The 23,359-nt window shown below is 73.7% G+C and carries 22 protein-coding genes; 11 read left to right on the top strand and 11 right to left on the bottom strand.

All coding sequences use genetic code 11. From position 1 onward, the window contains the following. Window positions 1-3 precede the first annotated feature (3 nt). Window positions 4-483 (top strand): SRPBCC family protein, encoded by a 480-nt coding sequence (locus AB2U05_RS28500; RefSeq protein WP_369184631.1) that lies wholly within the window; start codon window positions 4-6, stop codon window positions 481-483. Here AB2U05_RS28500 and AB2U05_RS28495 read toward each other — a convergent pair. Further along, window positions 473-1,354 carry a winged helix-turn-helix transcriptional regulator gene (locus AB2U05_RS28495; protein ID WP_045694581.1) on the bottom strand — a complete coding sequence of 294 codons (882 nt, stop codon included), beginning with the start codon at window positions 1,352-1,354 and terminating at the stop codon, window positions 473-475. The genes AB2U05_RS28500 and AB2U05_RS28495 overlap by 11 nt on opposite strands. 74 nt (window positions 1,355-1,428) lie before the next feature. Between AB2U05_RS28495 and AB2U05_RS28490 the strand changes: the two genes are divergently transcribed. Both AB2U05_RS28490 and AB2U05_RS28485 read left to right on the top strand, forming a co-directional pair. Continuing rightward, window positions 1,429-2,673: an MFS transporter gene (locus tag AB2U05_RS28490; RefSeq protein ID WP_369184630.1), complete on the top strand. Its 1,245-nt coding sequence runs from the start codon at window positions 1,429-1,431 to the stop codon at window positions 2,671-2,673. Between the two features lie 173 nt (window positions 2,674-2,846). Continuing rightward, window positions 2,847-4,145 carry an MFS transporter gene (locus AB2U05_RS28485; RefSeq protein WP_369184629.1) on the top strand — a complete coding sequence of 433 codons (1,299 nt, stop codon included), beginning with the start codon at window positions 2,847-2,849 and terminating at the stop codon, window positions 4,143-4,145. Here AB2U05_RS28485 and AB2U05_RS28480 read toward each other — a convergent pair. Next, window positions 4,117-5,112 carry a hypothetical protein gene (locus AB2U05_RS28480; protein ID WP_369184628.1) on the bottom strand — a complete coding sequence of 332 codons (996 nt, stop codon included), beginning with the start codon at window positions 5,110-5,112 and terminating at the stop codon, window positions 4,117-4,119. The genes AB2U05_RS28485 and AB2U05_RS28480 overlap by 29 nt on opposite strands. A gap of 263 nt (window positions 5,113-5,375) precedes the next feature. Between AB2U05_RS28480 and AB2U05_RS28475 the strand changes: the two genes are divergently transcribed. Both AB2U05_RS28475 and AB2U05_RS28470 read left to right on the top strand, forming a co-directional pair. Then, window positions 5,376-6,155, top strand: coding sequence for a helix-turn-helix domain-containing protein (locus tag AB2U05_RS28475; protein WP_045694571.1), 780 nt, complete (start codon window positions 5,376-5,378; stop codon window positions 6,153-6,155). Window positions 6,156-6,189: 34 nt separating this feature from the next. Continuing rightward, on the top strand, window positions 6,190-6,708 hold the full coding sequence (locus AB2U05_RS28470) for a hypothetical protein (RefSeq protein ID WP_369184627.1): 519 nt from the start codon (window positions 6,190-6,192) through the stop codon (window positions 6,706-6,708). A 7-nt stretch (window positions 6,709-6,715) separates the two neighbouring features. On the opposite strand, the gene cyaB is transcribed toward AB2U05_RS28470, so the two are convergent. Together cyaB and AB2U05_RS28460 are read right to left on the bottom strand one after the other, a co-directional pair. Next, window positions 6,716-7,288, bottom strand: coding sequence for a class IV adenylate cyclase (cyaB, locus tag AB2U05_RS28465; protein WP_369184626.1), 573 nt, complete (start codon window positions 7,286-7,288; stop codon window positions 6,716-6,718). Window positions 7,289-7,343: 55 nt separating this feature from the next. Next, window positions 7,344-7,502, bottom strand: a complete 159-nt coding sequence (locus tag AB2U05_RS28460; RefSeq protein WP_369184625.1) for a DUF6087 family protein — start codon at window positions 7,500-7,502, stop codon at window positions 7,344-7,346. Between the two features lie 203 nt (window positions 7,503-7,705). Between AB2U05_RS28460 and AB2U05_RS28455 the strand changes: the two genes are divergently transcribed. Further along, window positions 7,706-8,479 carry a glycosyltransferase family 2 protein gene (locus AB2U05_RS28455; RefSeq protein ID WP_369184624.1) on the top strand — a complete coding sequence of 258 codons (774 nt, stop codon included), beginning with the start codon at window positions 7,706-7,708 and terminating at the stop codon, window positions 8,477-8,479. Window positions 8,480-8,594: 115 nt separating this feature from the next. On the opposite strand, the gene AB2U05_RS28450 is transcribed toward AB2U05_RS28455, so the two are convergent. After that, the gene (locus AB2U05_RS28450; RefSeq protein WP_369184623.1) at window positions 8,595-9,137 is read right to left on the bottom strand and encodes an ATP-binding protein; all 543 of its coding nucleotides are present in this window, start codon (window positions 9,135-9,137) and stop codon (window positions 8,595-8,597) included. 530 nt (window positions 9,138-9,667) lie between these two features. Here AB2U05_RS28450 and AB2U05_RS28445 point away from each other — a divergent pair. Both AB2U05_RS28445 and AB2U05_RS28440 read left to right on the top strand, forming a co-directional pair. Further along, window positions 9,668-10,687, top strand: a complete 1,020-nt coding sequence (locus AB2U05_RS28445; RefSeq protein WP_369184622.1) for a tetratricopeptide repeat protein — start codon at window positions 9,668-9,670, stop codon at window positions 10,685-10,687. A 52-nt stretch (window positions 10,688-10,739) separates the two neighbouring features. Next, window positions 10,740-11,177, top strand: a complete 438-nt coding sequence (locus AB2U05_RS28440; protein ID WP_369184621.1) for an NADAR family protein — start codon at window positions 10,740-10,742, stop codon at window positions 11,175-11,177. Between the two features lie 54 nt (window positions 11,178-11,231). Here the strand turns inward: AB2U05_RS28440 and AB2U05_RS28435 are convergent, their stop codons facing one another. Beyond that, window positions 11,232-11,837: a superoxide dismutase gene (locus AB2U05_RS28435; protein ID WP_045694558.1), complete on the bottom strand. Its 606-nt coding sequence runs from the start codon at window positions 11,835-11,837 to the stop codon at window positions 11,232-11,234. Window positions 11,838-12,092: 255 nt separating this feature from the next. On the opposite strand from AB2U05_RS28435, the gene AB2U05_RS28430 reads away from it, so the two are divergent. Both AB2U05_RS28430 and AB2U05_RS28425 read left to right on the top strand, forming a co-directional pair. Further along, on the top strand, window positions 12,093-14,324 hold the full coding sequence (locus AB2U05_RS28430; RefSeq protein ID WP_369184620.1) for a collagenase: 2,232 nt from the start codon (window positions 12,093-12,095) through the stop codon (window positions 14,322-14,324). A gap of 102 nt (window positions 14,325-14,426) precedes the next feature. Continuing rightward, window positions 14,427-14,927: a DUF6193 family natural product biosynthesis protein gene (locus tag AB2U05_RS28425; RefSeq protein ID WP_369184619.1), complete on the top strand. Its 501-nt coding sequence runs from the start codon at window positions 14,427-14,429 to the stop codon at window positions 14,925-14,927. Here the strand turns inward: AB2U05_RS28425 and AB2U05_RS28420 are convergent. Continuing rightward, complete coding sequence (locus AB2U05_RS28420; protein WP_369184618.1) at window positions 14,924-18,121, bottom strand: type 2 lanthipeptide synthetase LanM family protein; 3,198 nt, start codon at window positions 18,119-18,121, stop codon at window positions 14,924-14,926. The two genes, AB2U05_RS28425 and AB2U05_RS28420, sit on opposite strands and share 4 nt — an antisense overlap. Before the next feature lie 85 nt (window positions 18,122-18,206). Next, entirely contained in the window at window positions 18,207-18,386 is a 180-nt protein-coding gene (locus AB2U05_RS28415; protein WP_045694552.1) for a hypothetical protein, read from the bottom strand. A gap of 334 nt (window positions 18,387-18,720) precedes the next feature. Here AB2U05_RS28415 and AB2U05_RS28410 point away from each other — a divergent pair, with 334 nt between their 5' ends. Continuing rightward, a complete protein-coding gene (locus AB2U05_RS28410) occupies window positions 18,721-19,218 on the top strand; it encodes a hypothetical protein (RefSeq protein ID WP_052706894.1) in 498 nt (165 codons plus the stop codon). Window positions 19,219-19,240: 22 nt separating this feature from the next. Here AB2U05_RS28410 and AB2U05_RS28405 read toward each other — a convergent pair whose 3' ends face one another. From AB2U05_RS28405 to AB2U05_RS28395, 3 genes are all read right to left on the bottom strand, one after another. Beyond that, complete coding sequence (locus AB2U05_RS28405) at window positions 19,241-19,987, bottom strand: hypothetical protein (RefSeq protein ID WP_369184617.1); 747 nt, start codon at window positions 19,985-19,987, stop codon at window positions 19,241-19,243. Between the two features lie 149 nt (window positions 19,988-20,136). Then, window positions 20,137-22,542, bottom strand: coding sequence for an FtsX-like permease family protein (locus AB2U05_RS28400; RefSeq protein WP_369184616.1), 2,406 nt, complete (start codon window positions 22,540-22,542; stop codon window positions 20,137-20,139). Further along, window positions 22,539-23,225 (bottom strand): ABC transporter ATP-binding protein, encoded by a 687-nt coding sequence (locus AB2U05_RS28395; RefSeq protein WP_045694546.1) that lies wholly within the window; start codon window positions 23,223-23,225, stop codon window positions 22,539-22,541. The genes AB2U05_RS28400 and AB2U05_RS28395 overlap by 4 nt, the downstream gene beginning before the upstream one ends. Between the last annotated feature and the right edge of the window lie 134 nt (window positions 23,226-23,359).

Here is a 23,359-nt window from a genome sequence, read left to right as displayed (position 1 = left end):
CGGGTGCGGCTGCGCGCCCGGGCCGCCCTTTTCGGCTACCACCACGCGGAGGACACCATCGCCACCATCGTGCAGGACGTCGTGATCGAGGCCGACGCGGACGAGGTGTGGGCGGCCGTACGGGACGTCGGGGCGGTGCACGAGCGGCTGATCCCCGGATACGTGCTGGACACCCGGATGGACGGCGACGTCCGTTACCTGACCGTCCCCGGCGGGGCCGTCATCCGGGAGCTGATCGTCGGCGTCGACGGCGGGCTGCGGCGGCTCGCGTACTCGGCCGTCGAGGGGTTCAGGCTCCCGCTCACCCACCACCACGCCGCGTTCCAGGTCGTGCCCGAGGGCCCGGGCCGCTGCCGGCTGGTGTGGACCACCGACGTGCTGCCGCACGCGATGGCGGAGCAGGTGCGGTTGCGGGTCGAGCGGGGTGCGCAGGTGATGAAGGAGACGCTGGAGCGGGCGGCGCGCCGGGACTCTACGGCGTGAGGCCGTCGAGGATCGCGAGGGCGTCCTCGACCGAGCCCGCCGGGTCGGTGACCGGGTAGAGGACGCCCCGGACGGTGCGGCCGGCGTCGAGGACGAGGGTGAGCCGCTTGAGGCGCTCGGCGCCCGCCGCCCGGAAGGTGGGCAGCCGCAGGGCCGCCGCCAGCTGCAGTTCGGCGTCCGACAGCAGCGGGAACGGGATCCGCGCGTGCTCGCCGAACGCCGCGAGCTGGTCCGGGCGTTGGGTGCTGACGCCGTACACGGCCGCGTCCCGGGCGGTGAACTCCCCCATCCGGTCGCGGTAGGTGCAGGACTCCAGCGTGCAGCCGACCGCGCCGGGGATCTCGCCCCAGCCGGGCGGGTGGCCCATGGCGCCCGGGGCGTAGGCGCCGGGGTAGCAGTAGAGCACCGTCCAGGCGCGGCCCGCCGCGACCGGATCGGCCCGGCCGCCGGAGGCGGCGGCGAGGTCGAGCTCCGGCAGCCGGTGGCCGACCAGCGCCGACACCCGGCGGGTCTCGGCGGAGTCGGCGGTGCTGGTGGCCGAGAGCGTGCCGTCGCCGAGCACGTAGCGGCCGCCCCAGTCCTGCAGGGCGACCAGGACGGGCAGCAGCGCGCGCCCGCGCTCGGTGAGGTGGTACTCGTAGCGCGGCGGGTGCGGGTGGTAGAGCCGCTTCTCCAGCACCTCGTCGGCGACCAGGGCCTTCAGGCGTTCGGTGAGCACCTTGCGGCTGATGCCGAGCGCGTTCTGCAGCTCGTCGAAGCGGTGCATGCCGCCGGCGACGTCCCTGATCAGGAGCAGGGTCCAGGCGTCCCCGACGACGGCCAGGGCCTGGGAGATGGCGCAGTCCGGGTCCGCCGCTTGATTGTGCCGCATGGGTATCGATTATAGTGAGTTCCCTAAAGGAACTCACTCGGGAGTTCGCTGACATGGGGGTGGACGTGGCAGACGTGGCGACCAGACCAAGGGCGGAAGCGGTACGGCCGGACGGCGCCGGGCTGTTCTGGCGCTACTGGACGGCCTCGACGATCAGCCGGCTCGGCAGCCAGGTGACGACCGTCGCCCTGCCGCTGATCGCCGTGGTCGTCCTGCACGCCTCGGCGTTCGAGGTCGGCCTGCTCACCGGCGCCTCCTTCGTCGCCTGGCTGCTGATCGGCCTGCCGGCCGGCGTCCTGGTCCAGCGGCTGCCGCTGCGCGGCCTCCAGGTCGCGATGGACCTGCTCCGCGCCGCCGCCGTCGCCTCGGTGCCGCTCGCGGCCGCGTTCGGCGCGCTGCGCATGCCGCAGCTCGTGGCGGTGGCGCTGGTCGTCGGCCTCGCCAACGTCGTCTTCGACGTCGGCAACTCCGCCTTCCTGCCCGCCGTCGTCCCCAAGGAACAGCTCACCTCCCGCAACAGCCTGGACTCCGCCAGCCACGCGGCGACCGACCTCGCCGGGCCGTCCCTGGGCGGCGTGCTCGTCCAACTCCTCGGCGGCGCCGCCGCGATGCTGCTGGACGTGGTCAGCTACCTGGCCTCGGCCGCCCTGCTGCGCAGCCTGCCGCGCGGCGAACGCACCCCCGGCCCGCGCGCGGGCGGCGCCGGCATGCGCGAACAGATCCGCGAGGGCTGGCGGTTCGTCGCCCGACACCCGCTGATCCGGCCGTGCGTCGCCTCCGCCACCGCCGTCAACTTCGTCTGCGGCGCGCAGATGGCCCTCACCCCGGTGTTCCTGGTCCGCACCCTCGACGCGCCCGCCGCCGCGGTCGGCGCCCTGATGGCCACCAGCGGCCTCGGCAGCCTGCTCGGCGCCGCCCTCACCCCGCGCGTCGTCTCCCGGCTCGGCGGCGCCGGGGCGGTCCGCTGGGGCGCCGCGGCCGCCGCCGCCTTCGCCGTCCTGCTCCCGCTGGCCGGATCCGGCTGGGCGACGCTGGTCTTCGCGGTCGGCAACGCCGGGTTCTCCGGCGGCGTCGTGATCTTCAGCATCGTCACCCGCACCCACCGCCAGACCCACACCCCGCCGGAGCTGCTGCCCCGGGTGATGGCCACCGTCCGCTTCGTCTCCTGGGGCGCCATCCCGGTCGGCGCCCTCGCCGCCGGCGCCGCCGCCTCGGCCTGGGGCACGCGCACCGCCCTGCTGGCCTTCGCGCTCGCCTGCGTGGCAGCTCCCGCGATCCTGCTCGCGAGCCCGGTCCGCCGGGTGCGCGAGCTCGCCTGACGGCTGCCGGACCGGCCCGCACGGGGGGCAGGCCGGCCCGGCGGCCGGAGGCTCGCGCGGGGTGGTGGGCCGTCACCCACCACCCCGCGCGTGGGCTTGCGCCGTCGCCAATTCGCCGCCTTGACCGTCCAGTTGTTCGAGCCCGGTGAAGTGCCGCTGTTAGCCTGCGTGACATGATCAGGATGCGATCCAGCCAACGGGCGCGCGGTGGGCCGGACTTCGGGCCGCAACGGGCGCTGATCGCCGCCAGTTTCGTCAGCCGGGTCGGGAACGGGCTGTTCAACACCGCGGCCGCCCTCTACTTCACGCTCGTGGTGCACCTGCCCGCCACCCAGGTGGGGGTGGGGCTGACGATCGCCGGCCTGTGCGGGCTGGCGGCCGGCATCCCGGCGGGGAACCTGGCCGACCGGTACGGGCCGCGGCCGGTCTGGCTGACGGCGCTCGCCGTCCAGACCGTCGCCATGGCGACGTTCGTCCTCATCGACAGCTGGCTCGCGTTCACGCTCGTCGCCACCCTGGACCGGCTGGCCGGCACGGCCGCCGGCGCGGCGGGCGGGGCGATCGTCTCGCGGATCGGCGGTGAACGGCCGGCCGCGTTCCGGGCCAGGCTGCGGACCTACGTCAACCTCGGCGTCGTCCTGGGCACCCTGGGCGCGGCCTTCGCCGTCCAGATCGACACCCGGCCCGCCTACACTGCGCTGATCCTCGCCAACGCCGCCAGCTTCGCCGTCGCCGCACTGATCGGGCTCCTCCGCATCCCCGCCCACCGGCCGCTGCCCCGGCCCCCGGGCCACAGCCGGCTGGCCGTCCTGGCCGACCGGCCGTACGTCGCCTTCGTCGCGCTCTACAGCGCCATGGGCCTGCAGTACCAGACGGTTTCGCTGCTGCTGCCGATCTGGCTCAGCGCCCACACCGACGCGCCGCGCTGGACGGTGGCCGCCGTCTACGCGATCAACAGCGGCGTCTGCGCGCTGTTGCAGAGCCGGCTCGGTTCACGGGTGGAGACCCCGTGCCAGGGCGGCCGCGCGTTCCGGCTCGCCGGGCTGCTGTTCCTGTTGAGCTGCCCGCTGATGGCCCTGAGCGCCGACGTTCCGGCGTGGGTCGCTCCGGCGCTCGCCGCCGCCGCGGTGTGCGTCCACAGCGTCGGCGAGGTGTGGGAGTCCTCGGGCGGCTACGCGCTCGCGTTCGGCCTCGCGCCCGACCACGCCCAGGGGCAGTACCAGGGCCTCTTCGGCATCGGCTTCGACGCGGGCCAGGCGCTGGCGCCGGTCGTCCTGACGGGCCTGGTCCTCGGGCTCGGGCACGCGGGCTGGCTGCTCCTCGGCGTCTTCTTCGCGACCGTGGGCGCGGCGGGGCCGCCGGTCGCCGCCTGGGCCGCGCGGACCAGGCCGGCGCGAACTCCCGTGCAGGAGCGGCCGGATGAGTCCCCGCCGCTGGAGACGACTACGGACGGCGTACCGGAACACCGGTAGCGCCGTACGCCTCGGCCATCGCGCGGAAGGACCGCTTGGGGGCGAGCTCGCCGTCCGGCATCACCTTGCACACCCCGTAGGAGGCCAGGTCGAGGTCGAAGCGCGGGTCGGCGTGGTGCGGGTACTCGTAGCCGGCGAAGGTGAACCAGAAGGCGGTGTCCACGCCTTCCTCGTCGAAGACCGCGAGCATCTCGCGCAGATAGCGGGCCTGTTCCTCCTCGTCGCGGACGTAGTCGCCGTTGACGCGGGGCGGATCGGCGTCGTGATCGACGACGTCCACCCATCCCATGCCGCCGCGCTCGGCCGCGCCCCGGTAGGTGCAGCAGCCGAACTCGGTCGCCGCGAGCGGCTTGCCGTACCGGAAGTACTCGCGCAGGCCCTGCCGGAAGGCGTCGCTGGAATCGCCGTACGCGTCCGCACTCACGATGTCGAAGGGCGCCCAGTCGACCTGCTCCCACGTTCCGGAGGCGTAGGTGATCCGTCCGCGGAACCGTGCGCGCACCGTCGCCGCGATGTCGGCCAGCAGGGGGTTCAGCCGGGCAGGCACCTCGGCGAGCCCGGCCAGCGCCTCGGGGTCACCGCCGGCCAGGGCGTCGATCCTGGCGAGGCTGTCGGCTCCGGGGAGGATGCCGGCGGCGAACAGGCTCAGTTCGCAGCCGGTGACGAAGACCTCCGCGCCCACCTCCTGGGCGTGGTCGGCACAGGTGGCGAAGTAGGGCAGCAGCTCCTCGGCGGACAGCTCGCAGGGGAACGGGGAGAACCACACCTCCAGCCCGGCATCGGCGGCATGCCGGGCCGCGAGGGCCAGTCGCCCGGGGTCGCCGCCGGTGATCCGCACGGCGTCGCAGTGCAGCTCGTCCGCGATGACGCGGATCTCGCGTCGCACCGCGTCGGCGTCGAAGACGGGCCGCGAACTCCTCCCGCCCGGAGTGAAGCCCGTGTCGTAGGTGATGCCTCTGGCTCGCATGGGATGCTCCCGACAGTCGTGTTCGGCGATAGTCGTGTTCGGCGATAGTCGTGTTCGCCGATCGGAGCCGAACGTTAGGCACGAGTCGAAAGGCCGGTCAACGGCCAGCTCCTCGGAACCGGACTCTTTGCCCTGGTCAGCCACGCAACCGTCGAGTGCAATGACAGTGATGGTCAACGCACGCCGGAGGAACGGGTGTTGCAACGATCGGCGACCAGTGCGCACACTGGGTGCCGAGACGACCGAGTCAGAGGACCGACCCGATGCCAGGACGCAGGCTGACCAGAGCCGACCGGCAACAGATCGCCGCGGGGCTGGCGCAGCGCCTGAGCTACGCCGACATCGCCAGACGCCTGAAGCGCCCCGCCTCGACGGTGAGCCGCGAGGTCACGCGCAACGGCGGACCCGCCCGGTACCGCGCGGAACTGGCACAGCTCGCGACCACCCGCCGAGCCCGGCGCCGGCCACAGCCCCCCGCCCCGGTGCGGCGGACCGTCGAGCAACTCGGCCCCGACCCCGCCGCAACGGCCGCGTTCGTCACCGACCTCACCACAGCGCTCGTCGAAACCGGCCTCCCGCGCACCGCCGCCCGCGTGATGGCCTGCCTCTTCACCTCCGAGACCGGCAGTCGCACCGCCACCGAGATGGCGCAGCACCTGCGAGTCAGCGCGGCGACCGTCTCGCACGCGGTTCGCCTGCTGGAGGGGCAGGAACTGATCCGCCGCGGTCGCGACGACGGCGGCCGCCGCCACCGGTACGTCCTCGACGACAAGGCGGGCCTGCGGACGGTCGCGGCCAGCGTCGCCGCCAACCAGCGGTTCGCCGCCACCGCGCTGCGCGGCGCCGAACTCTTCGGAGCCGAGACCGCCGCCGGATCCCGGCTCGCCCTGGCAGGCCGATTCCTCGAACGCCTCGGCGACGACCTCATCCGGTCCGCCGAGAAGCACTGGCGTGACGTGGTCGGTGACACCTCCGCGCACCCACCGGGCGGCGGCCGTCCTCCGGCCAGCGCGGGCCTGGACCGCGATTCTGACACCCCGTAGGGTTCCGGTACCGACGACCCGGGGAGAGGCGCGCATGAGCACGTACAGGGAGAAGGTCGAAAGCCGACTCGCGGGAGAACTCCTGCCCGGCGAGGTCGTGCGCGAGGCCGTGCCCGCCTTCCGCATCGGCGGGGTGCGCAAGGTGATGACCGTCGGCGCGGCCGGGATCGGCGGGCTCGCCGCGGCGGCGGGGTTCGCGCTCGCCACACGGCAGGGCCGGCCCGAGGCGCCGTCCGTCCCGATCGGCACGCCGAGCCGCTTCTTCCTCGCGTCGAGCTCCCGGCGGGTCGCCGTGTTCACCCTCGGCGGGATCGTGAAGGCCGCACCGGGGAAGCTGGTGCACTCGTGGCCGCTGGACCGGATCGCCTGGATCAGCGAGCCCGAGCTCGTCCCCGGCATGGCGCAGGCGCTCCGGGTCCGGATCGGCATAGCCGACGAGGGCGTCCTCGGCGTCGAGTTCCCCAGGCTCAACGTCGAGGCCGGGCGCTACCTGGTCAAGCGGCTGCTGCGCGACCTGGAGGAACTCGACCAGGACGGCGGGGGCGCCACCTGACGTTCCCTCATGGCCGCCGGGCCGCCGCGACCGCATCGGTGTACAGCTCGGCGGTCAATTCCTCCTCACCGATGCCGAGTTCACGCAGAACGGCCCGGACCGAGGCGAGCGCCGGCGCGACCTCGACCTCGGTGTCGGCCACCGTCTCCACCTCGATGAACGTCGCGTCCCCCAGCTCCGGAACACGGACGAGCGTGGCCAGCATGCGCCGCCCGTCGCGCTCGAAGGAGTAGTTGCGGCACCGCTTCTCGAACGCGAGGCGCGGGACGAAACCCAGGCCCCGGACGATCTCGTGCATCGCCTCGGCGTCCTCCACCCGGGTCTCGGCCTCCGGCTTCGAGCCGGAGGCCGCATCCACCCGGGCGCCCTTGTAGGTGAGCATGGTGCGCGTGTCGTCGTCCGGCCCGTGCACGGTACGGATGCGGAGCTCGCGGTCGGCCTCCATCAGGCTGCCGTCCGGCGCGTCGTAGTACGTGTCCCGGTACACCTCGGCCCGACCGGCACCGTGCCGCTCCTCCAGCTGGGCCAGCACACCCTCCGGGTCGCGCACCGCTGCCTTGAGCTCCGCTTCGATCGCCATGTCGCTTCCCTCCGTCAGATCACAGGCTCGGCGCCGTCCGCCAGGAGGCGGACGGTCAGAACGAGCCGTCGCCCCGGATGCCGTGGACGAGCCGTTGGGCTGCCGCATAGTCGGGCGCGATCGTCTCGGGCACCCACTGCACGCCATCCCAGCGCAGAATCAGCCTCGGTTCCTTAGGTTCGGCGTGGGCAGCTGCCTCGCGCCCGCTCCTCACCTCGGAAAGACAGAGGGTGTCCCCCGCCGAAGGAGCCAATCGTTCGCCGGGTCATCGAGACGAGTTGCGGTTGTGCGCCGTGCCCCACCCGGTGAGGCACCTCGCCTCGGTGGTCTCCGGCCAGGAAGATTACAAGACCCACGTACCCTTGACCGGCGACAAGAACGTCCATGACGACTCCCATCCGGGTGAGGAGCAGCGCCGTGCCCCTGGTCTCTGTGGTGATGCCGGTCCACAACTCGGCTGCCACGCTCGGCGCGTCGGTGCGCTCCGTGCTCGCGCAGACCCACGCCGATGTGGAGCTGCTGGTCACCGACGACGCGTCCACCGACGGCTCCATGGACCTGCTGCAGGAGCTGGCCCGCGCGGACGAGCGTGTACTCCCGCAGGCGGCACCCGAGCAGGGCGGTGCGGCCAGGGCCCGCAACCTCGCCATGGCGCGGGCCCGGGGGGAGTACGTGGCGCTGCTGGACAGCGACGACATGTGGCTGCCGGAGAAGCTGGAGCGGCAGCTCGCGTTCGCCGCCGGCGGTGATGCGCCACTGACGTTCACCTCCTACTTCAAGGTCGACGGCGACCACGTCGGCGAGGCCGCCGACTTCGTGCCGAACGGGCGGGTGGTCGAGGCGCGGGAGCGGGTGACGTACCGCGACATGCTGGTGCAGGACCACATCGGGGCCCTGACGGCCATGTACGACCGGAAGGTGCTGGGGACGCGGCTGATGCCGGACATGCCGAAGCGGCAGGACTACGCGCTGTGGCTGTCGATCATGAGGGACGGGCACCCCGCCCGGGGGCTGCGGGAACCGCTGGCGGTCTACCGGTCCGGCCGGGCCGGGTCCCTGTCGTCGAACAAGCTGGCGCTGGTGGAACACAACTGGGCGCTGTACCGCCGGCACGAGCGGCTGTCGCTCGTCCGGTCGACGATGGCGCTGGCCGGGGCGACCCTGCACTCGGTCCGCAAGGCGCGCATCTAGCGCCCGGTCACGAGCCGGAGATCCTGGTGCGCGACCGGGCCGGTCCGCCCCGTGGCTGTGCCGGGTGCTCAGCGGCTGGACCCACGGGGCGGGGATTCGGCGAGCCGGGACGGCATCAGGCCACGTCCGAAAGGGAGTTGAGGGTGTGGGCCGTGCCCCAGCCGTGGGTGGGGCACGGCGATTCGGGGGTTTCCTGGTAGTCGAACCAGACCACCTTGCCCTCGCCGGTGGGGTGCCAGCCCCAGGCGTGCGCCAGGGCGTCGACGAGCAGGAGGCCGCGGCCGCCGGGCGATTCGTCATCGCGCTCGGGTCGCGGAAGCTCCGGGCACCGGTCGGCCACCTCCACCCGCACGCGGTCGGCACGGCGCCGGACGGTGACGGCGCAGCGGGCCCTGGTGTGCAGCAGCGCGTTGGCGATCACCTCGCTCGCGCAGAGCTCCAGTTCCTGGAGGGCATCTTCCGAGAACGGCACACCCCACTCCCGCACGATCGCCACCACGAGCCGCCGCGCCGCCGGCACGTCGTCGGCCCCCGGCGGCACACCCCACTCCAGCGGAACCGGGAAGCGCGCGGTGTCGAGCGGGCTGACGATCAAGGGGGCTTCCACTCCGGTCAAGCCACACGGCCGCTGTTGAGGTCGATTGTCGACGGCGGTCACCGCAGTCTCCGTTCCTGGTCGCGGCGCTCCACAGAGGGGCGCCGATCGGCTGGACGAGCCGCCCGGAGCACGAATCCGATGACGTCCAGGCAGTTGACTCTCAGTCAACCGCTGTGCACGCAGAGAGATAAGGTGCCAGAGTGTGGACCAGATGTCGGCCAGTTGTCGGCCACTGTGGGCCAGCTCTCGGCCCGAGGGAGGGCGCCGTGCCAGGGGGACCCGCGACGGTCGCACAGCTGATCAGGGCTGCGCGGGAAAGGAAGGGCTGGTCGCAGGCGCGACTCGGCCGCGAGCTGGGGGAGGCCGAGGGCAAGGGTGGCTCGGGACCTGATCGGGGCCAGGTCTCCCGCTGGGAGCGCGGCGGCCGCGTCCCGAAGTACTGGATGCCGTACCTGATCTCGGTTCTGGGCATTGACCTAGCAGAAACGGTTAGCAGCCCGCCAGCTCGTCAGGACGAGAGCGGAACTGGCGATACCGTGGATTCCGTCATCGAGCTGAGCCGGAGGGACGTGGTGGATCGCCGGGGATTCGTGGCCGCCTCTGGCGCGTACGCGCTCGCGGCGCTGGGGCTGCCTGACCCGGATGCCGTGTTGCGGCGGGTGCGGCTGAAGGCCGGGGGCAAGGTGCAGGTCGGGCGGGGGGAGGTTGCGGCCGTCCGGCAGATGACGAAGTCGCTCGGCGATGCGGCGGCGGAGCTTGGTGGCGGGCACGCTCGGCATCTCGCAGTCCGCTACCTCCATCACGACGTGGCGCCCTGGCTGGACGGGACGTGGAGTCAGGCGATCGGCCGGGAGTTGTTCGCCGCCACCGCTCAACTCGTGCACCTGGCAGGGTGGATGGCCCAGGACGAGGGCAACCAGGACGCCGCCCAGCAGTACTACGCCCACTCCTTCCGGCTCGCCTCCGAGGCCGGCGACGCCGAGCTGGCCGCCACCGCTCTCCGGGGCCTCGCCGTACAGGCCATCGACCTCGGGTTCCGACCCACCGCCGTCCGGATAGCGGAGGAGTGCGTCGACCAGGCCAAGTCCCTCGATGCCCCGCGCGCTCTGGCCTACTACCAGGCCACCCTCGCCAACGCCGCCGCGCTCGACGGCGACCGTCGCACCGCCACTGCCGCGCTCTCGGCCTCGCAGACGGCGATCGAACGCGCCACCGACGCGCCGGGCGGGTCCTGGGCCTCGCACTACAGCATCGGCCGATGGGCCCATGAGTCCGGCATGATCCTTGCCCGGCTCGGCGACTACGCCGGTGCGCAGGACCATCTCCGGCACGCGCTCGACATCCACGGCCTCGACCGGCGCCGCACCCGCGCGATCGTCCTCGCGGACCTGGGCACCGTCCGGCTCCGTCAGGACGACGTCGACGGCGCTCTCGCCGCGTGGCACGACTTCCTCGACTGCGCGGACGGCATCCGCTCGATCAAGGTCCAGGACGCTGTCGACGATCTGCGGGCACGCCTCTACCGCCTCCGTGACGTGCCGGGAGTCGACGAACTGGACGAGCGGGCGGCGAGCCTGCTGCCGTCGCCGGGGCAGGGCGACGCGGGGTAGTGACGGCGAAATCGGTTGCGGGCGCGGGTTCGTGGCTGGGAGCGTGCAGGGGATGACGATCTACTTCTACGGGGCCGACGAAGTGCCGTACGGGTGCTTCTCGAACTTCTCGGCGCATGAGGTGGTGCTCGACGGTCTTCTCTGGCCGACGTCGGAGCACTACTACCAGGCCCAGAAATTCCTCGGGACGCGGCAGGCCGAACTCATCCGCCGGGCCGGTACACCACTGCGGGCAGCGGAGTTGGGGCGGGATTCGTCGAAGCCACTCCGCAGGGACTGGGAGCGGGTCAAGGATGATGTGATGCGGCGCGCGGTCGGGGCCAAGTTCCGGGCCCATGACGACATCCGGGAGATCCTCCTCGCCACCGGGGACGAGGAGATCGTGGAGGACACCTCGACCGACCACTACTGGGGGCGCGGACGTACCGGCACCGGCAGGAACATGCTCGGCCGGATCCTGATGCGCACCCGCAGCCAACTGCGCGGCTGAACGGCCCCGGGCCTGCCCGACCAGGTCCGGGGCCGTTCGCGTCTCAGCTCGTGCTCAGACGGTCTTGGTGGCGGCCGCGAAGCGGGCCGAGACGTCCTGCCAGTTGACGACATCCCACAGGCGGGTGACGTAGTCCGGGCGGACGTTGCGGTACTGCAGGTAGTAGGCGTGCTCCCAGGCGTCGAAGGCCAGCAGCGGCGTGGTGTTCTGGCCGACGTTGCCGTGGTGGTCGTAGACCTGCTCGACGATCAGCCGGCCGCCCAGCGGCTCCCAGGAGAGGATGCCCCAGCCGGAGCCCTGGACGCCGGTCGTCGCGTTCGTCAGCTGCTTCTTGAAGGCGTCGAAGCTGCCGAAGTGCTCGGTGATCGCATCCGCCAGCTCGCCCTCGGGGCGGTCGCCGCCCTCGGGCGAGAGGTTCTGCCAGAACAGCGAGTGCAGGACGTGGCCGGACAGGTGGAAGGCGAAGGTCTTCTGCAGGCCCACCAGGCCGCCGAACTGCTCCTTGTCGCGGGCCTCGGCGAGCTGCTCCAGGGTGTCGTTGGCGCCCTTGACGTAGGCGGCGTGGTGCTTGGAGTGGTGCAGCTCCAGGATCTCGGCGGACATGGCGCGCTCGAGGGCGGAGTAGTCGTACGGCAGGTCGGGAAGCGTGTAGGTGCCCATCAGGACACGGCCCCTTTCGGCGGGTTGGTCAGTGCTGATCGTGCCGGGACAACACTATTGCGTATGAGTTGCAACAGCGATCACTGGGCTCCTGCTTATTCCTGACGCTCCGACCAATTCAGTCTCAAGGGCTTCCCGCCGCTACGTAAAGTGTGGCATTTTACATGTCACACATCAGGACCCGCGTGCCCCCAACCACGCGGCGACCCTCAACGGCCCCGGAGGCCCCCACAGATGCGTCCCTCCCGGATATCGATGGCCCGTGCGCGGAAACTGCCCGCGCTCGGTGCTGCCTGCTTCCTCGCGCTCGGCCTGTACGCACCCCAGGCCGCCCACGCGGCCCCCATCACCCCCGCGCCCACAGCCGCCAGAACCGCCCCGCACGCGATCCCCGTCCCCAAGTCCCCCGACACCCCGCGCGACCCCCGTCCGCTCGCCTCGGACCCGCAAGCGAAGGCCACCTCCCCGGCGGCGGGCAGCGCCACCGGTCAGGCCAAGGCGCCGCGCCAACTCGCCGCCACCGCCTGCGACGTGAGCGCCTTCACCAGCAACTCCGGTGCCGCGCTGGTGCAGCAGGTCAAGGCCGCGAGCCCGGACTGCGTCAACACCCTGTTCACCCTCACCGGCGACAACGCCAAGGCCGCGTTCAACGAGGCCCAGATGGCCACCGTCGCGAACGCCCTGCGTGACACCGCCGCCGCCTACCCGGGCGACGACTCCACCTCCGCCGGGCAGTTGGTGCTGTTCCTGCGCGCCGGCTACTACGTGCAGTGGAACCACTCGGACGTCGTCGGCCCGTACGGCACCACCCTGCAGACCGCGATCCGCGGCGCGCTGGACGGCTTCTTCGCCGCCCCGCACAGCAAGGACGTCACCGAGGCGAACGGCGCGACCCTCGCCGAGGCCGTCACGCTGATCGACAGCGCGCAGGAGAACGCCCGCTACACCGGTGTCGTGAAGCGCCTGTTGGGCGACTACACCTCCGCCTGGACCGGTTCGATGGCCGCCGCCGTCGCCAACACCAAGACCGTGATCGAGCGCGGCTTCGACCTGCCGGCCTTCGTCTCCGCGCTGCAGGCCGACCCGGCCTTCGCCACCACGCTCGTCTCCTTCGTCACCCGCAACGCCGGCCAGATGACCGGCGGCGACGCGGTCACCTCGATCGGCATCGAGCTCGGCAACTGGGTCGCCAACGACGCCCTCCGGGCCCAGGGGCGGCCGCTGGTCAAGGACCTGATCAACCGCTACCCGCTGGTCGGCGCCACCGGCCCGCTCACCATGAACCTGCTCTGGTTCGCGGAGAAGAAGGACGCGAACAACTGCTCGTACTACGGCACCTGTGACGTGCCCGCCAAGCTCGTCCCGCTGGTGCTCACCAGCAACCACACCTGCAGCGCCAACCTGAGCATCCGCTCGCAGAGCATGACGGCGCAGCAGTTCGCCGACACCTGCACCAGCCTGACCAACCAGGACGCGTTCTTCCACAAGCTGGTCAAGGACAACGGCCCGGTGGCGAACGACAACAACACCAGCCTGGAGGTCGTCGTCTTCGACGACTACTACAACTACAGCCTCTACGCCTGGGAGATGTACAACATCGCCGTCGACAACGGCGGCATGTACGAGGAGGGCAAGCCGAACGTCCCCGGCAACCAGGCCCGCTTCATCGCCCACCAGGCCGACTGGCTGCGCCCCTCCTTCCAGATCTGGAACCTCAACCACGAGTACACCCACTACCTCGACGGCCGCTACGACATGTACGGCGACTTCGACACCGGCATGACCACCCCGACCGTCTGGTGGGTCGAGGGCCTGGCCGAGTACGTCTCGTACAGCTACCGGGGCGTGCACTACGACGACGCCGTCAAGCAGGCCGGCCTGGGCACGTACGCGCTGAGCACGCTCTTCGACAGCACCTACGACAACGCCGACTCGACCCGGATCTACAACTGGGGCTACCTGGCGGTCCGTTACATGCTGCAGTCGCACCCGCAGGACGTCGACGCGCTGCTCGCCAAGTACCGCGCCGGTGACTGGGCGGGCGCCCGCACGCTGCTCAAGACCACCATCGGCACCCGCTACGACGCCGACTTCGCGACCTGGCTGAAGGCCTGCGGCGCCGACAACTGCGGCTCCCTGCCTACCAACCAGGCCCCGCTGTGCACCGCCGCCGACGTCCGGCAGTTCGACAAGAACTGCCGCCGCGACGGCCTCGCCGCCACCACCGGCAACTACCGCTACAACTTCGTCCTGCTGCCGGCCGGCGTGAAGCAGCTGACCATCACCAGCAGCGGCGGCACCGGCAACGCCGACCTGTACTACAACGGCGGGTCCTGGGCCACCACCGGCTCGTACCAGGCCAAGTCGACCAACGGCGGCAACGGCGAGACGCTGACGATCGCCAACCCGCCCGCCGGGTACGTCTACTTCAGCCTCTTCGCCCAGCAGGGCTTCGACGGGGCGAGCGTCACCGTCAGCTACAACTAGCAGGTCCCCGCAGCGAGGAGGGGCCCAGCGCGGCGGCGCGGGGCCCCTCCGGCGTCTCCTGCGCCGCTCGCCTCCCGCCGGCCGGTCGGGCAGGATGCGATCATGCGACCCGACGCCGGACCGAACCCCGCCACCGAACCACCCGCCCCCGAACCACCCACCACCGAACCACCCGCCCCCGAACGGCCGGACTTCCGCGCCGCCCTCGCACGCGGGCCGGAGGCGGCCGTGGAGGCCGCCTGGCAGCTGAAGATGCTGAACTGGGGCGAGCGGCACCGCGAGCGCGGGGGCGACCCCGCGTCCCCGCTCGCCGGACTGCTGCGCCTGCTGCGCGCGGCCCACGCCGAGCCGCGGCTGCGGCGGCTGATGCCGGGCACCAGCCACTTCTCGCTCTGGTTCAGCCTCTCGACCACCTATCCCTCGGTCGCCGCCGGGCCGACGATCACCGAGCCGCTGCGCGGCGGCGGTTACCTCGTCCGGTTCCGCACCGACGAGGATCCCGTCCCGGCCGCGACGGCCGAGGAGGCGGTGGCGCTGATCGTGGCGAGCCTGCCCGCGGACCTCGGCGAGGTCTTCAACCACCCTGTGGAACAGGGACGTTAGCCCAGCATCGGCGGCTGGAGGGCGAGCACCGAGGGCGTCGACCCGGGCGCGGCCAGGCGCAGCAGGCCGTGGCCGATGCCCGCGACGCCGACCAGCAGGGAGGGGCTGCGGACTCCGTGCGGCAGGCCGCAGGCCCAGCCGCGGGTGTCGAGGGCGGCGAGGGCGGCGTTCGCCTGCCGGTCGGCGGCGTCCCGCCAGGCGGGGCCGGCCAGGCGGAGGGTGTCGAGGTTGCCGAGATCGCCGTGGCAGAGCGAGGAGTTGTAGCCGAAGCCCTCCCGCAGGACGGTGGCCAGCGCGGTGTCGCGCTCCGCGAGCAGCGCGTCGGCGGCCTCCGGCAGGAGGGCGGCGAGTTCGGTGCGGGCGAGCGCGACACCGGCCGCGCCGTGGCACCAGAGCGCGGGGTGGGACGGGCCGTCCTCCCGGACGTCGCGCCAGTTGCCGGCCCCGGCGTCGTACAGGGTGCGCTCGTACGCGACGGCGGCGAGGGCGAGTTCGGCGGCGCGCGGGTCGCCGAGGCGGTGGCCGGCCCGGGCCAGGGCCCAGGCGATGCCGGAGCCGCCGTGGGCGAAGCCGGCGAGCGGGCGGGTGACGGTGCCGGCGAGCGCGGCGGGCAGCCAGCCGACGCCTCCCTCGGGGTGCGGGGCCGCGAGGTCGGCCAGCCGGTCGACGCAGCGGGCGAGTGCGTCGGTGACGGCGGGCCCGGGGCGGACGGCGTCCCAGGCGAGCAGGCCGCCGATGGTGCCGGCGTTCCCGGCGACGACGTCGTGCTGCTCGTCCTCGGCGGCGGTGGCGGCGATCCGGGCCAGCACCTGGGCGGCGAGCCCGTCGAGTTCGGGATCCGGGTGGTGGGCGGCGAGTTGGGCGAGTGCGTACAGCACGCCGCCGGTGCCGGAGAGGCCGCCGCCGAGCCGGTCGGCCCGCCGCCGGACCTGGTGGCGCAGGGTGGCCTCGGCCGCGCCGGCGGCCGCGCGGTGCTCGGGATCGCCGGTGGCGAGGGCGAGTTGGTGCAGGAAGAGGGTGACGCCGGCGGTGCCGCTGTACAGGTCGGGGCCGAGTTCGGCGGGGGCCCAGCGGCCGGGCGGGGTCCAGTTGGGGCCGGCCCAGGCGAGGTCGGCGCTGCCCCGGTAGGCCTCGCGGAGCAGTTGCTCGCCCGCCTCGACGGCCTTGGCGAGGGCGCGAGCGGTCAGTGAGCCGACCGGATCGGCGGCGACCGGGGCGACGGCGACCGGGGCGACGGCTTCGCCCCGGCGGGGTTCGCGGGCGCCGTCCGCCGTGGTCACCGAGAGTCGCAGCAGCTGGAGTTGGCGGGCGAGGTCGTCCTCGCCGAGGGCGTCGACCTTCTCCAGGGCGAGTTCGAGGGTGGGCCGGTCGGTGGCGCCGGGGATGACGGCGCCGGTGGCGGAGCGGCCGTCGACGCTGTCGGGGCGGACGGTGAAGACGGGGACGTCCCCGCGCCAGAGGTCGGCGCGCTCGTGGTCGAGGTAGACGAGGGCGTGTTCCTCCCAGGCGGCGAGGGCCCAGAGCCGGTCGAGGTGGCGGTCCTGGTCGAGGGCGTCGCGGAGCAGGTCGGGGTGGCAGGCGGTGGCGAGCAGGCTGCGGTATTCGAGGGTGTCGCGGCGCAGCATCCGGGTCTCGTCGGCGCCGAACGCCCGGATCAGCTCCCGGACCTGGTCGCGCCGCGCGCCGAGGAGCTGGTAGGCCTCGGTGAATCCGGCCTCCAACTCGTCGACGTGGTCGGCGAGTCGCAGCGGCTGACCGGGCGGGACGGGTCGGCTGCCGGGGGCGGCGACGGGTATCCGCCGGTACTCCAGCCGGAGCCGGTCGGTGCCTTCGTCGACGAGGACGGGAGCGGGGCGCGGCGGCAGGTTCTCCGGGTCCCAGCCGAGGGCGGAGAGGTCGGCGCCGCCGTTGCCCTCGTCCCACATCCGTTCGGGCAGCAGGCCGGAGCGCAGGACGGAGTGCCGGGCCTGGTGGCGGGCGAGGCGCTCGGACTCGGAGAGGACCTTGGCGGGCTCGGGCAGGTCGGAGTGGAGGACGGCCTCCAGGTCGATCAGGACGGGCTGGTCGCGGACGGCGAGCAGGTTCTGGGTGTGGCAGTCGACGGCGTCGAGCACGTACAGCAGCGCGGCGAGCGAGCCCGCCCGGTGGTAGAAGGCGCTCAACTCGGCGGCGTCGCGCGCCGGTTCGGCGGTGACGAAGGCGACCCAGCCGTAGCCGTCGCGGGCCAGGTGGGTGAGCTCGCGCAGCGGCAGCCGCAGTTGCGGGTTGAGCCAGTGCAGCAGGTGCTGGAAGTGCGTCTCGGCGCCGAGCGGGCGCGGCTTGTAGACGATGCGGGTGCCGTCCTCGAAGCGCAGCAGGCTGACGGTGGCACCGCCGCGGTGCGGGTCGCCGAGCCCGGTGGCGAGTTCGGTGAGCCGGCCGAGCCGGCCGCGCGGACCGAGCGGACCGAGCGGGCGACCGGAGGCGAACACGTCCGCGAGCTCGGGCAGATCGGCTGCGAGCCGCCGGTAGAGCGTGAGGCACGTGTCGGCCCACTGCTCGGCTTCGGTGCTCAACCTCCGGGCCAGGACGGGGTATTCGGCGAGCAGCCGGACGGCCCGGGCGGGCTCGGTGAGCCGGTCGAGGAACTCGCGGTAGCGCTGCTCGGGGGTGTCGCCGGTCAACTCGCCGCTCAGCCGGGCGACGTGGAGTTCGGTGATGACGGTGCGGACGGCGCTCGCGTGCGCGGCCCCGGTGAGCGCGGGCAGCACGAGCGCGGTCAGGTCCTCCGCAGTGCCGAGCTCCGCGAGCGGCAGTTCGGCGAGGCCGGCGAGCAGGCGGTCGCGGGCGGCGGCGAGGGCCGGGGCGGCGAGCCGGGCGAAGGCGTGCCGTTCGGGGACGTCCAGGGTGAGCCCGGACTCGAAGGCGGCGGCGAGGCGTTCGGCCCAGTCGGGGGTGCCGAGGCGGTCGGCGAGGGCGTCCGGGTCCTCGGCGAGCAGGGCGTGCAGCGCGTCCGGGTCGAGGCCGTCCGCGGCGAGGCGGCGCTCGAACCAGCCGGGGCGGTCGAAGGGCGCCTGGGCGCGCCAGCGGTCGAGGATCCGTCCGGCGCGTGCCCTCGCCTCCGCGCCGGGGTCGTGGCGGGGGTCGGCCCGGCCGCGGTCGGCGAGCGGGACGGCCCGGGCGGCGGCCCGGCGGAGTTCGGACGCGTCTACCACGGGCGGTACGGCCTCTCGTGCTCGGTTCCCTCGGGGATGGTCCCGGCGGCGCGCGACGCGCACCGCCGGGGGTGGCGCGGGTTCGTCAGTAGCTGCACATTCGCCAGCAACTGGACATGTACTCACAGGTGTTGAGCTGCTTGCTCGCGCTCGTGTACACCTCGTCCGCCGGGTCCCCGGCCGGGTGGGGCTGGTGGTCCTGAACGAGGCCGAGCCGGAAGTCCTCGTCCTTGAGCGCGCGGAGCTGTTCGGTGGTGGACGGCATGCTGGTTCCTCCCCTGGTGTCCGGTGCTAGCTGGTTCCGGTGATCCCTGTGGTTCGGTCGGCACGGGTCGTGCCGTTGTCCGGATACTGTCAACAGCCCGCCCGGCACACCAGGGTTCCGACCGCCGCCGGGCGCAATTTCGGCCACGGTCGAACGAACGCGGGCCGGGCCCGTACGGCTGCGGGTCACGGGCGCTTCGTCCGCGCGGCCGCCGGCCGGGTTGGCCGGAATCGGGCCCCTGCGGCCGGCCCGGACTCCTGTGGCCGGGCCGACCGCCGGGGGCCAGGATGGAAGCCACCCGCCGGGCCCCGGCCCCGGACCCGATCGGAGCGCGATGAGCGAGCAGCACAACGTCGTCCTGCTGACCTTCCCGGACGCCACCGGCTGGCGCCCGGCCTTCGAGGAGGCGCAGCACCTGCCGGGCCTGCGCTACGCGGCGGCCATGGAGCGCACCGCCGAGGGCCTGCTGGAGATCAGGGACACCTTCACGAAGGGCGCGGGCGTGGCCACCGTCGGCTCCGGCGTGCTGGGCGGCCTGGTCGGGCTGCTCGGCGGCCCGATCGGTGTGCTGCTGGGCTTCGCGGCGGGCGCGGCGCTGGGCAACGCGGCCGAGGAACACCAAGCGGCGGAGGGCGGCGCCGCGCTGATCGTGCTGTCGCCCCGGGTCCCGGACGGCGGCGCGCTGCTCGCCCTGGAGGCCCGCGAGTCCTCCCCCGGCCCGGCGGACGAGCTGGCCGCCCGGCACGGGGCCGCGGTGGAGCGGATCGCCACGGAGGCCTTCACCGAACAGGTCCGGGCGGCCGAGCGGAAGGCCTCGGAGGGCCGCCCGTGACGCCTCAGGTCCGCGTGCCGCCTCAGGTCCGCCGGTACAGGACGGGCATCGCGCCGACCCGGTTGGCCAGCAGGTTCGCCTGCACGTAGCTGCGGAAGCTCGGCTTGCTCACCTGCCGCAGCAGCAGCCGAAGCGGCGTGCTGTCCCAGCGGGCGTGGTTGACGAAGACGTAGTCCGACTCCGCGCCGTCGAGCGGTTCGAGCAGGGTGGACTCGCGCAGGCCGGTCTCCCGCACGTACCAGCCGGCCAGGTGCTCCCACAGCTCCAGGGCGACGTCCTTGTCCTCGGCGACGAAGTGGTTGAACAGGAACAGCGCGGGCCGGCTCTTGTCGACGTCCGCGAGCGCGCGGGTGCAGCGGGCGCGCAGCACGTGGGTGTCGGAGGCGGCGGTGGTCAGCGCCGAGGCCAGGGCCTGGTACCGCTCGCCCTCGGTGACCGGGCCGAGGTCCTCGGGGGTGTCGGTCTCCACCAGGACGGCGACGTCGAAGCGGGCCCGGTGGAAGCGCCCCTGCCGGGCGTAGCCGCCGGGCGGCGGGGCGAGGAGCGCGCGGTAGACGGTGGCCCGCCGGACGGCCGGCTCCGACTGGAGCGCGACGGCCAGCGGCTTGAGCCGGTCGAGCAGGGCGCTGCGCACGGCGTCGGTGCGCACGAACGGCGGCCCGCCGGGCGGCGCCACGGCGGCGGCCAGGTGCAGGTAGCCGTACGGGGGCGGGTCGGCCAGGCGGGCCCGGGGGTACTTCGGGTTGGGGTGGAGGAGTTCGAACTTCATGATCGCTCCACGGCGGGGAGGCGGGGAGACGGAGAAGCGGAGAGACGGCGCAGGCCGGTGGGCGGACATGCGAGTAGGCGGGTAGGCGGCCCCCCCAGGTCCGCCTACCCGCCCCCGCCGCCGCCATGCACAGCAGCGGGCAGCCGCCGTCACTCCGCCCGCAGCGCCTCCACCGTCCGCGCCCGCGCCGCCCGTACGGCCGGGAGCAGCGCGCCGAGCAGGGCGATCAGCAGCCCGCCGAGGGCGAGCAGGAGCAGCAGCGGGGTGCCGAAGACGTCGAGGGCGGAGTCCGGGAAGTTCAGCCCGGCGCTGTGGCCCATCGCGGGCACCGTCCGGCCGTGCAGCAGCAGCCCCAGCGGCAGGCCGATCGCGCCGCCGACCGCCCCGACCAGCAGCACCGAGGCGAGCACCACGCCCACGGTCTGCGCCGGGGTCATGCCGAGGGCCTTGGTGACGCCCATGTCGCGGGTGCGCTCGCGGATCTCCAGCACCACGGTGTTGAACACGCCGAGCCCGGCGACCACGACCAGCAGCAGGGTCAGCGTGGCGGTGAGCGAGTTCAGCGCGGCGATGGAGCCGCTGGAGCTGTGCCGGGCGTCGGCCTCGGCGGTCATGTGCACCGGGGCGAGCGCGGCGCCGAGGGCGGTGGCGTAGGCGGCGTGGTCGGTGCCGGGATCGAGCTTGACGAACCAGAGGTCCGGCGAGGGGGCCGTCCCGGCGGGGAAGGTGGCGGCGTCGGTGAAGAGCTCGTTGGTCTGCATGTGCGGGTCGAAGACCTCGCCGACGATCCGGACGGTGACCGGCCGGCCGTGGTTGGTGAAGGTCACCCGGTCGCCGAGCCCGACCCGGGCCTCGGTGAGGAAGGTGGCGGGCGCGACGGCCTCGCCGGGGCCCTGGTACCAGCGCCCGGAAACCATCCGGTAGCCGGCCCAGCCGCTGTTCCCGACGAAGGCGGTCACCGCGGTCGTCCCGGCGACGCCGGGGACGGTGACGTCGACGGCGCCGAGGCCGTAGTAGGCGGCGGTGCCCGGCTGGGCGGCGAGGGCGGCGGTGACGGCGGCCGGGTCGGCGGCGACCGGCCGGGCCGGCGGGGCCGCCGCCCCGGCCGCCCCGGCCGACCCGGGCGCGCCGTGCGGCAGGTCCGGCCGCTGCGGGTGCACGAGGACGTCCGAGGCGTCGTGGTTCTTCGCCCCCTGCACCCAGCTCATCGTCCCGCCCATGCCGACCGCGAAGGTCGCCGCCGCCGTGCCGAACACGACCGCCGCGAGCATCCCGGCCGCGCGGGCCGGGCGGGCGAACGGCTGGGCGAGACCGAGGCCGATCGGCCGGGGCAGCGGCAGCCGGGCGGCCAGCGCGGCGATCCGGGCGGCGACGACCTGCCGGGTGCCGCCCGACGTGCGGCCCACGGCCAGGGCCTCGACGGTGCGCAGCCGTCCGGCGCGGACGGCGGCCGCCCAGGCGACCAGCGCGACGGTGAGCAGGGTGCCGCCCGCGACCGCGACGTCCACCCAGGGGGCGATGCCGGAGGCGGTGGTGCCGTAGGCGTGGCCGGTGGTGGCGAGCACCGGGACGGTGAGCAGGTTGCCGACGACGACCCCGAGCAGGGTGCCGGCGGCCGCCGGGATCAGCGCCTGGGCGACGTACGCGCGCACCACCTGGGCGGGGGTGCAGCCGAGCGCCTTGAGCACGCCGATCCGCCGCGTCGCGGTGCCGACCGCGCCGGCCACCACGTTGCCCGCCACCAGCACCGACATCGCCAGGCCGAGCAGGCCGAAGGCGACCATGAACGGCAGGAACATCGCGGTGTTGCGGTCCGAGCCCTCCTTGGCGGCGAGCCAGGACTGGGCGCCGGTGAGCGCCCCGGCGGGGGCGGCGGCCGCGACGGCGGCCCGGTCGGCGTCCATCGCGGCGGTGCTGCCGGCGTCGGCGAAGCGGTACAGCATCTCGTAGCCGGGGGTGCTGCCGGGCGCGGTGAGGGAGCCGATCGCGTCGGGCGTCACCCAGGCGTCGGCGGTGCGGCTGACGGACCGGGCGAAGCCGACGATCTTCAGCACGGGCGCCCCGGGCAGGCCCGGCAGGCGCAGGGTGTCGCCCGTCGCGGCCGAGGTCTCGTACCCGGAGGCGACCACCACCTCGCCCGGCCTCTTCGGCCAACTCCCCTCCGTCAGCTGGACGTTGTCGACACCTCCGGCAGGTTCGGCACGCCCGGTGACAGCCATCGGCGGCAGCTGCGCCCCGGCCGGGGTGTGCTCGCCGGGGGTCGGCTCGGGGTCGAGGGTGAGGGTGCGGAACGGGCCGGCGGCGGCCGTCACCCCGGCGGCGTGCGCGGTGGCGGCGAGCTGGTCGGCGCCGGTCCGGGCGCCGTCGAAGCGCGCGGTGAGGTGGGCGCCGTGCTGGCCGTCGAAGGCCTGATCGAAGGGGGCCCGGGAGGCGACCAGCAGCGAACCGCCCAGCACCGAGCAGGTGGCGGCGACCAGGGCGGCCAGGCCGACCGCGACCGACTGCGTCCGGCGCCTACGGACGCCCGCCCGCACGACTCGCCCCAGCGCGCTCATGCCGCCACCGCCGTGTCCGACTCGATCCGGCCGTCCCGCATCCGGACGGTGCGGGTGGCGCAGTCCCGGGCGAGGGTCAGGTCGTGGGTGACCAGCAGGACGGTCTGGCCGTCCTCGTGCAACTCGCGGAACAGCTCCTTGACGTCCTCGCCGGAGGCGGAGTCCAGCGCACCGGTCGGCTCGTCGGCCAGCAGCAGGGCCGGCCGGTTCATCAACGCCCGGGCCACCGCGACGCGTTGGCGCTCACCGCCGGAGAGCCTGCCCGGGTGGGCGCGGGCGTGCCGGTCGATGCCGAGCGACTCCAGCAGCTCGGCGGCCCGCCGCCGGGCCTCGCCGCGCGGGACGCCGGCCAGTTCGCCGGCCAGCACCACGTTGTCGGCGACGGTCAGGTCGTCCAGCAGGTTGAAGAACTGGAACACCATGCCGATCGTGCCGCGCCGGTAGCGCGCCGAGCCGGTCTCGTTCAGCCGGTCGACCCGTACCCCGGCCACCGTCACCGTGCCCGAACTCGGCCGGTCCAGCCCGGCGACCAGGTTGAGCAGGGTGGACTTCCCGCTGCCGGACGGGCCCAGCACGGCCACCGACTCCCCCGCCCGCACGCTCAGGTCCACGCCGTCCAGGGCCGCCCTCGCGCCCTCGTAGCGGCGGCCGACGCCGCTCAGTTCGATCACCGGATCGCTCATGTCCCGTACTCCTCGCAGTTCCTGACGTTCGACGAGGACGAAGGTACGGACGGGCGGCGCGGGCCCGCGTCCGCCGCCCGCGGCAAAGTCCGTACCGCGCCCGGCGTACGGCGCACGGCGTCATCCTTGCGAGG

Origin of the sequence: Streptomyces sp. Y1 (genome assembly GCF_041053115.1) — a bacterium.
GTDB lineage: Bacteria > Actinomycetota > Actinomycetes > Streptomycetales > Streptomycetaceae > Kitasatospora > Kitasatospora rubellomurina.
This window is presented reverse-complemented; position numbering and strand designations above follow the sequence as displayed.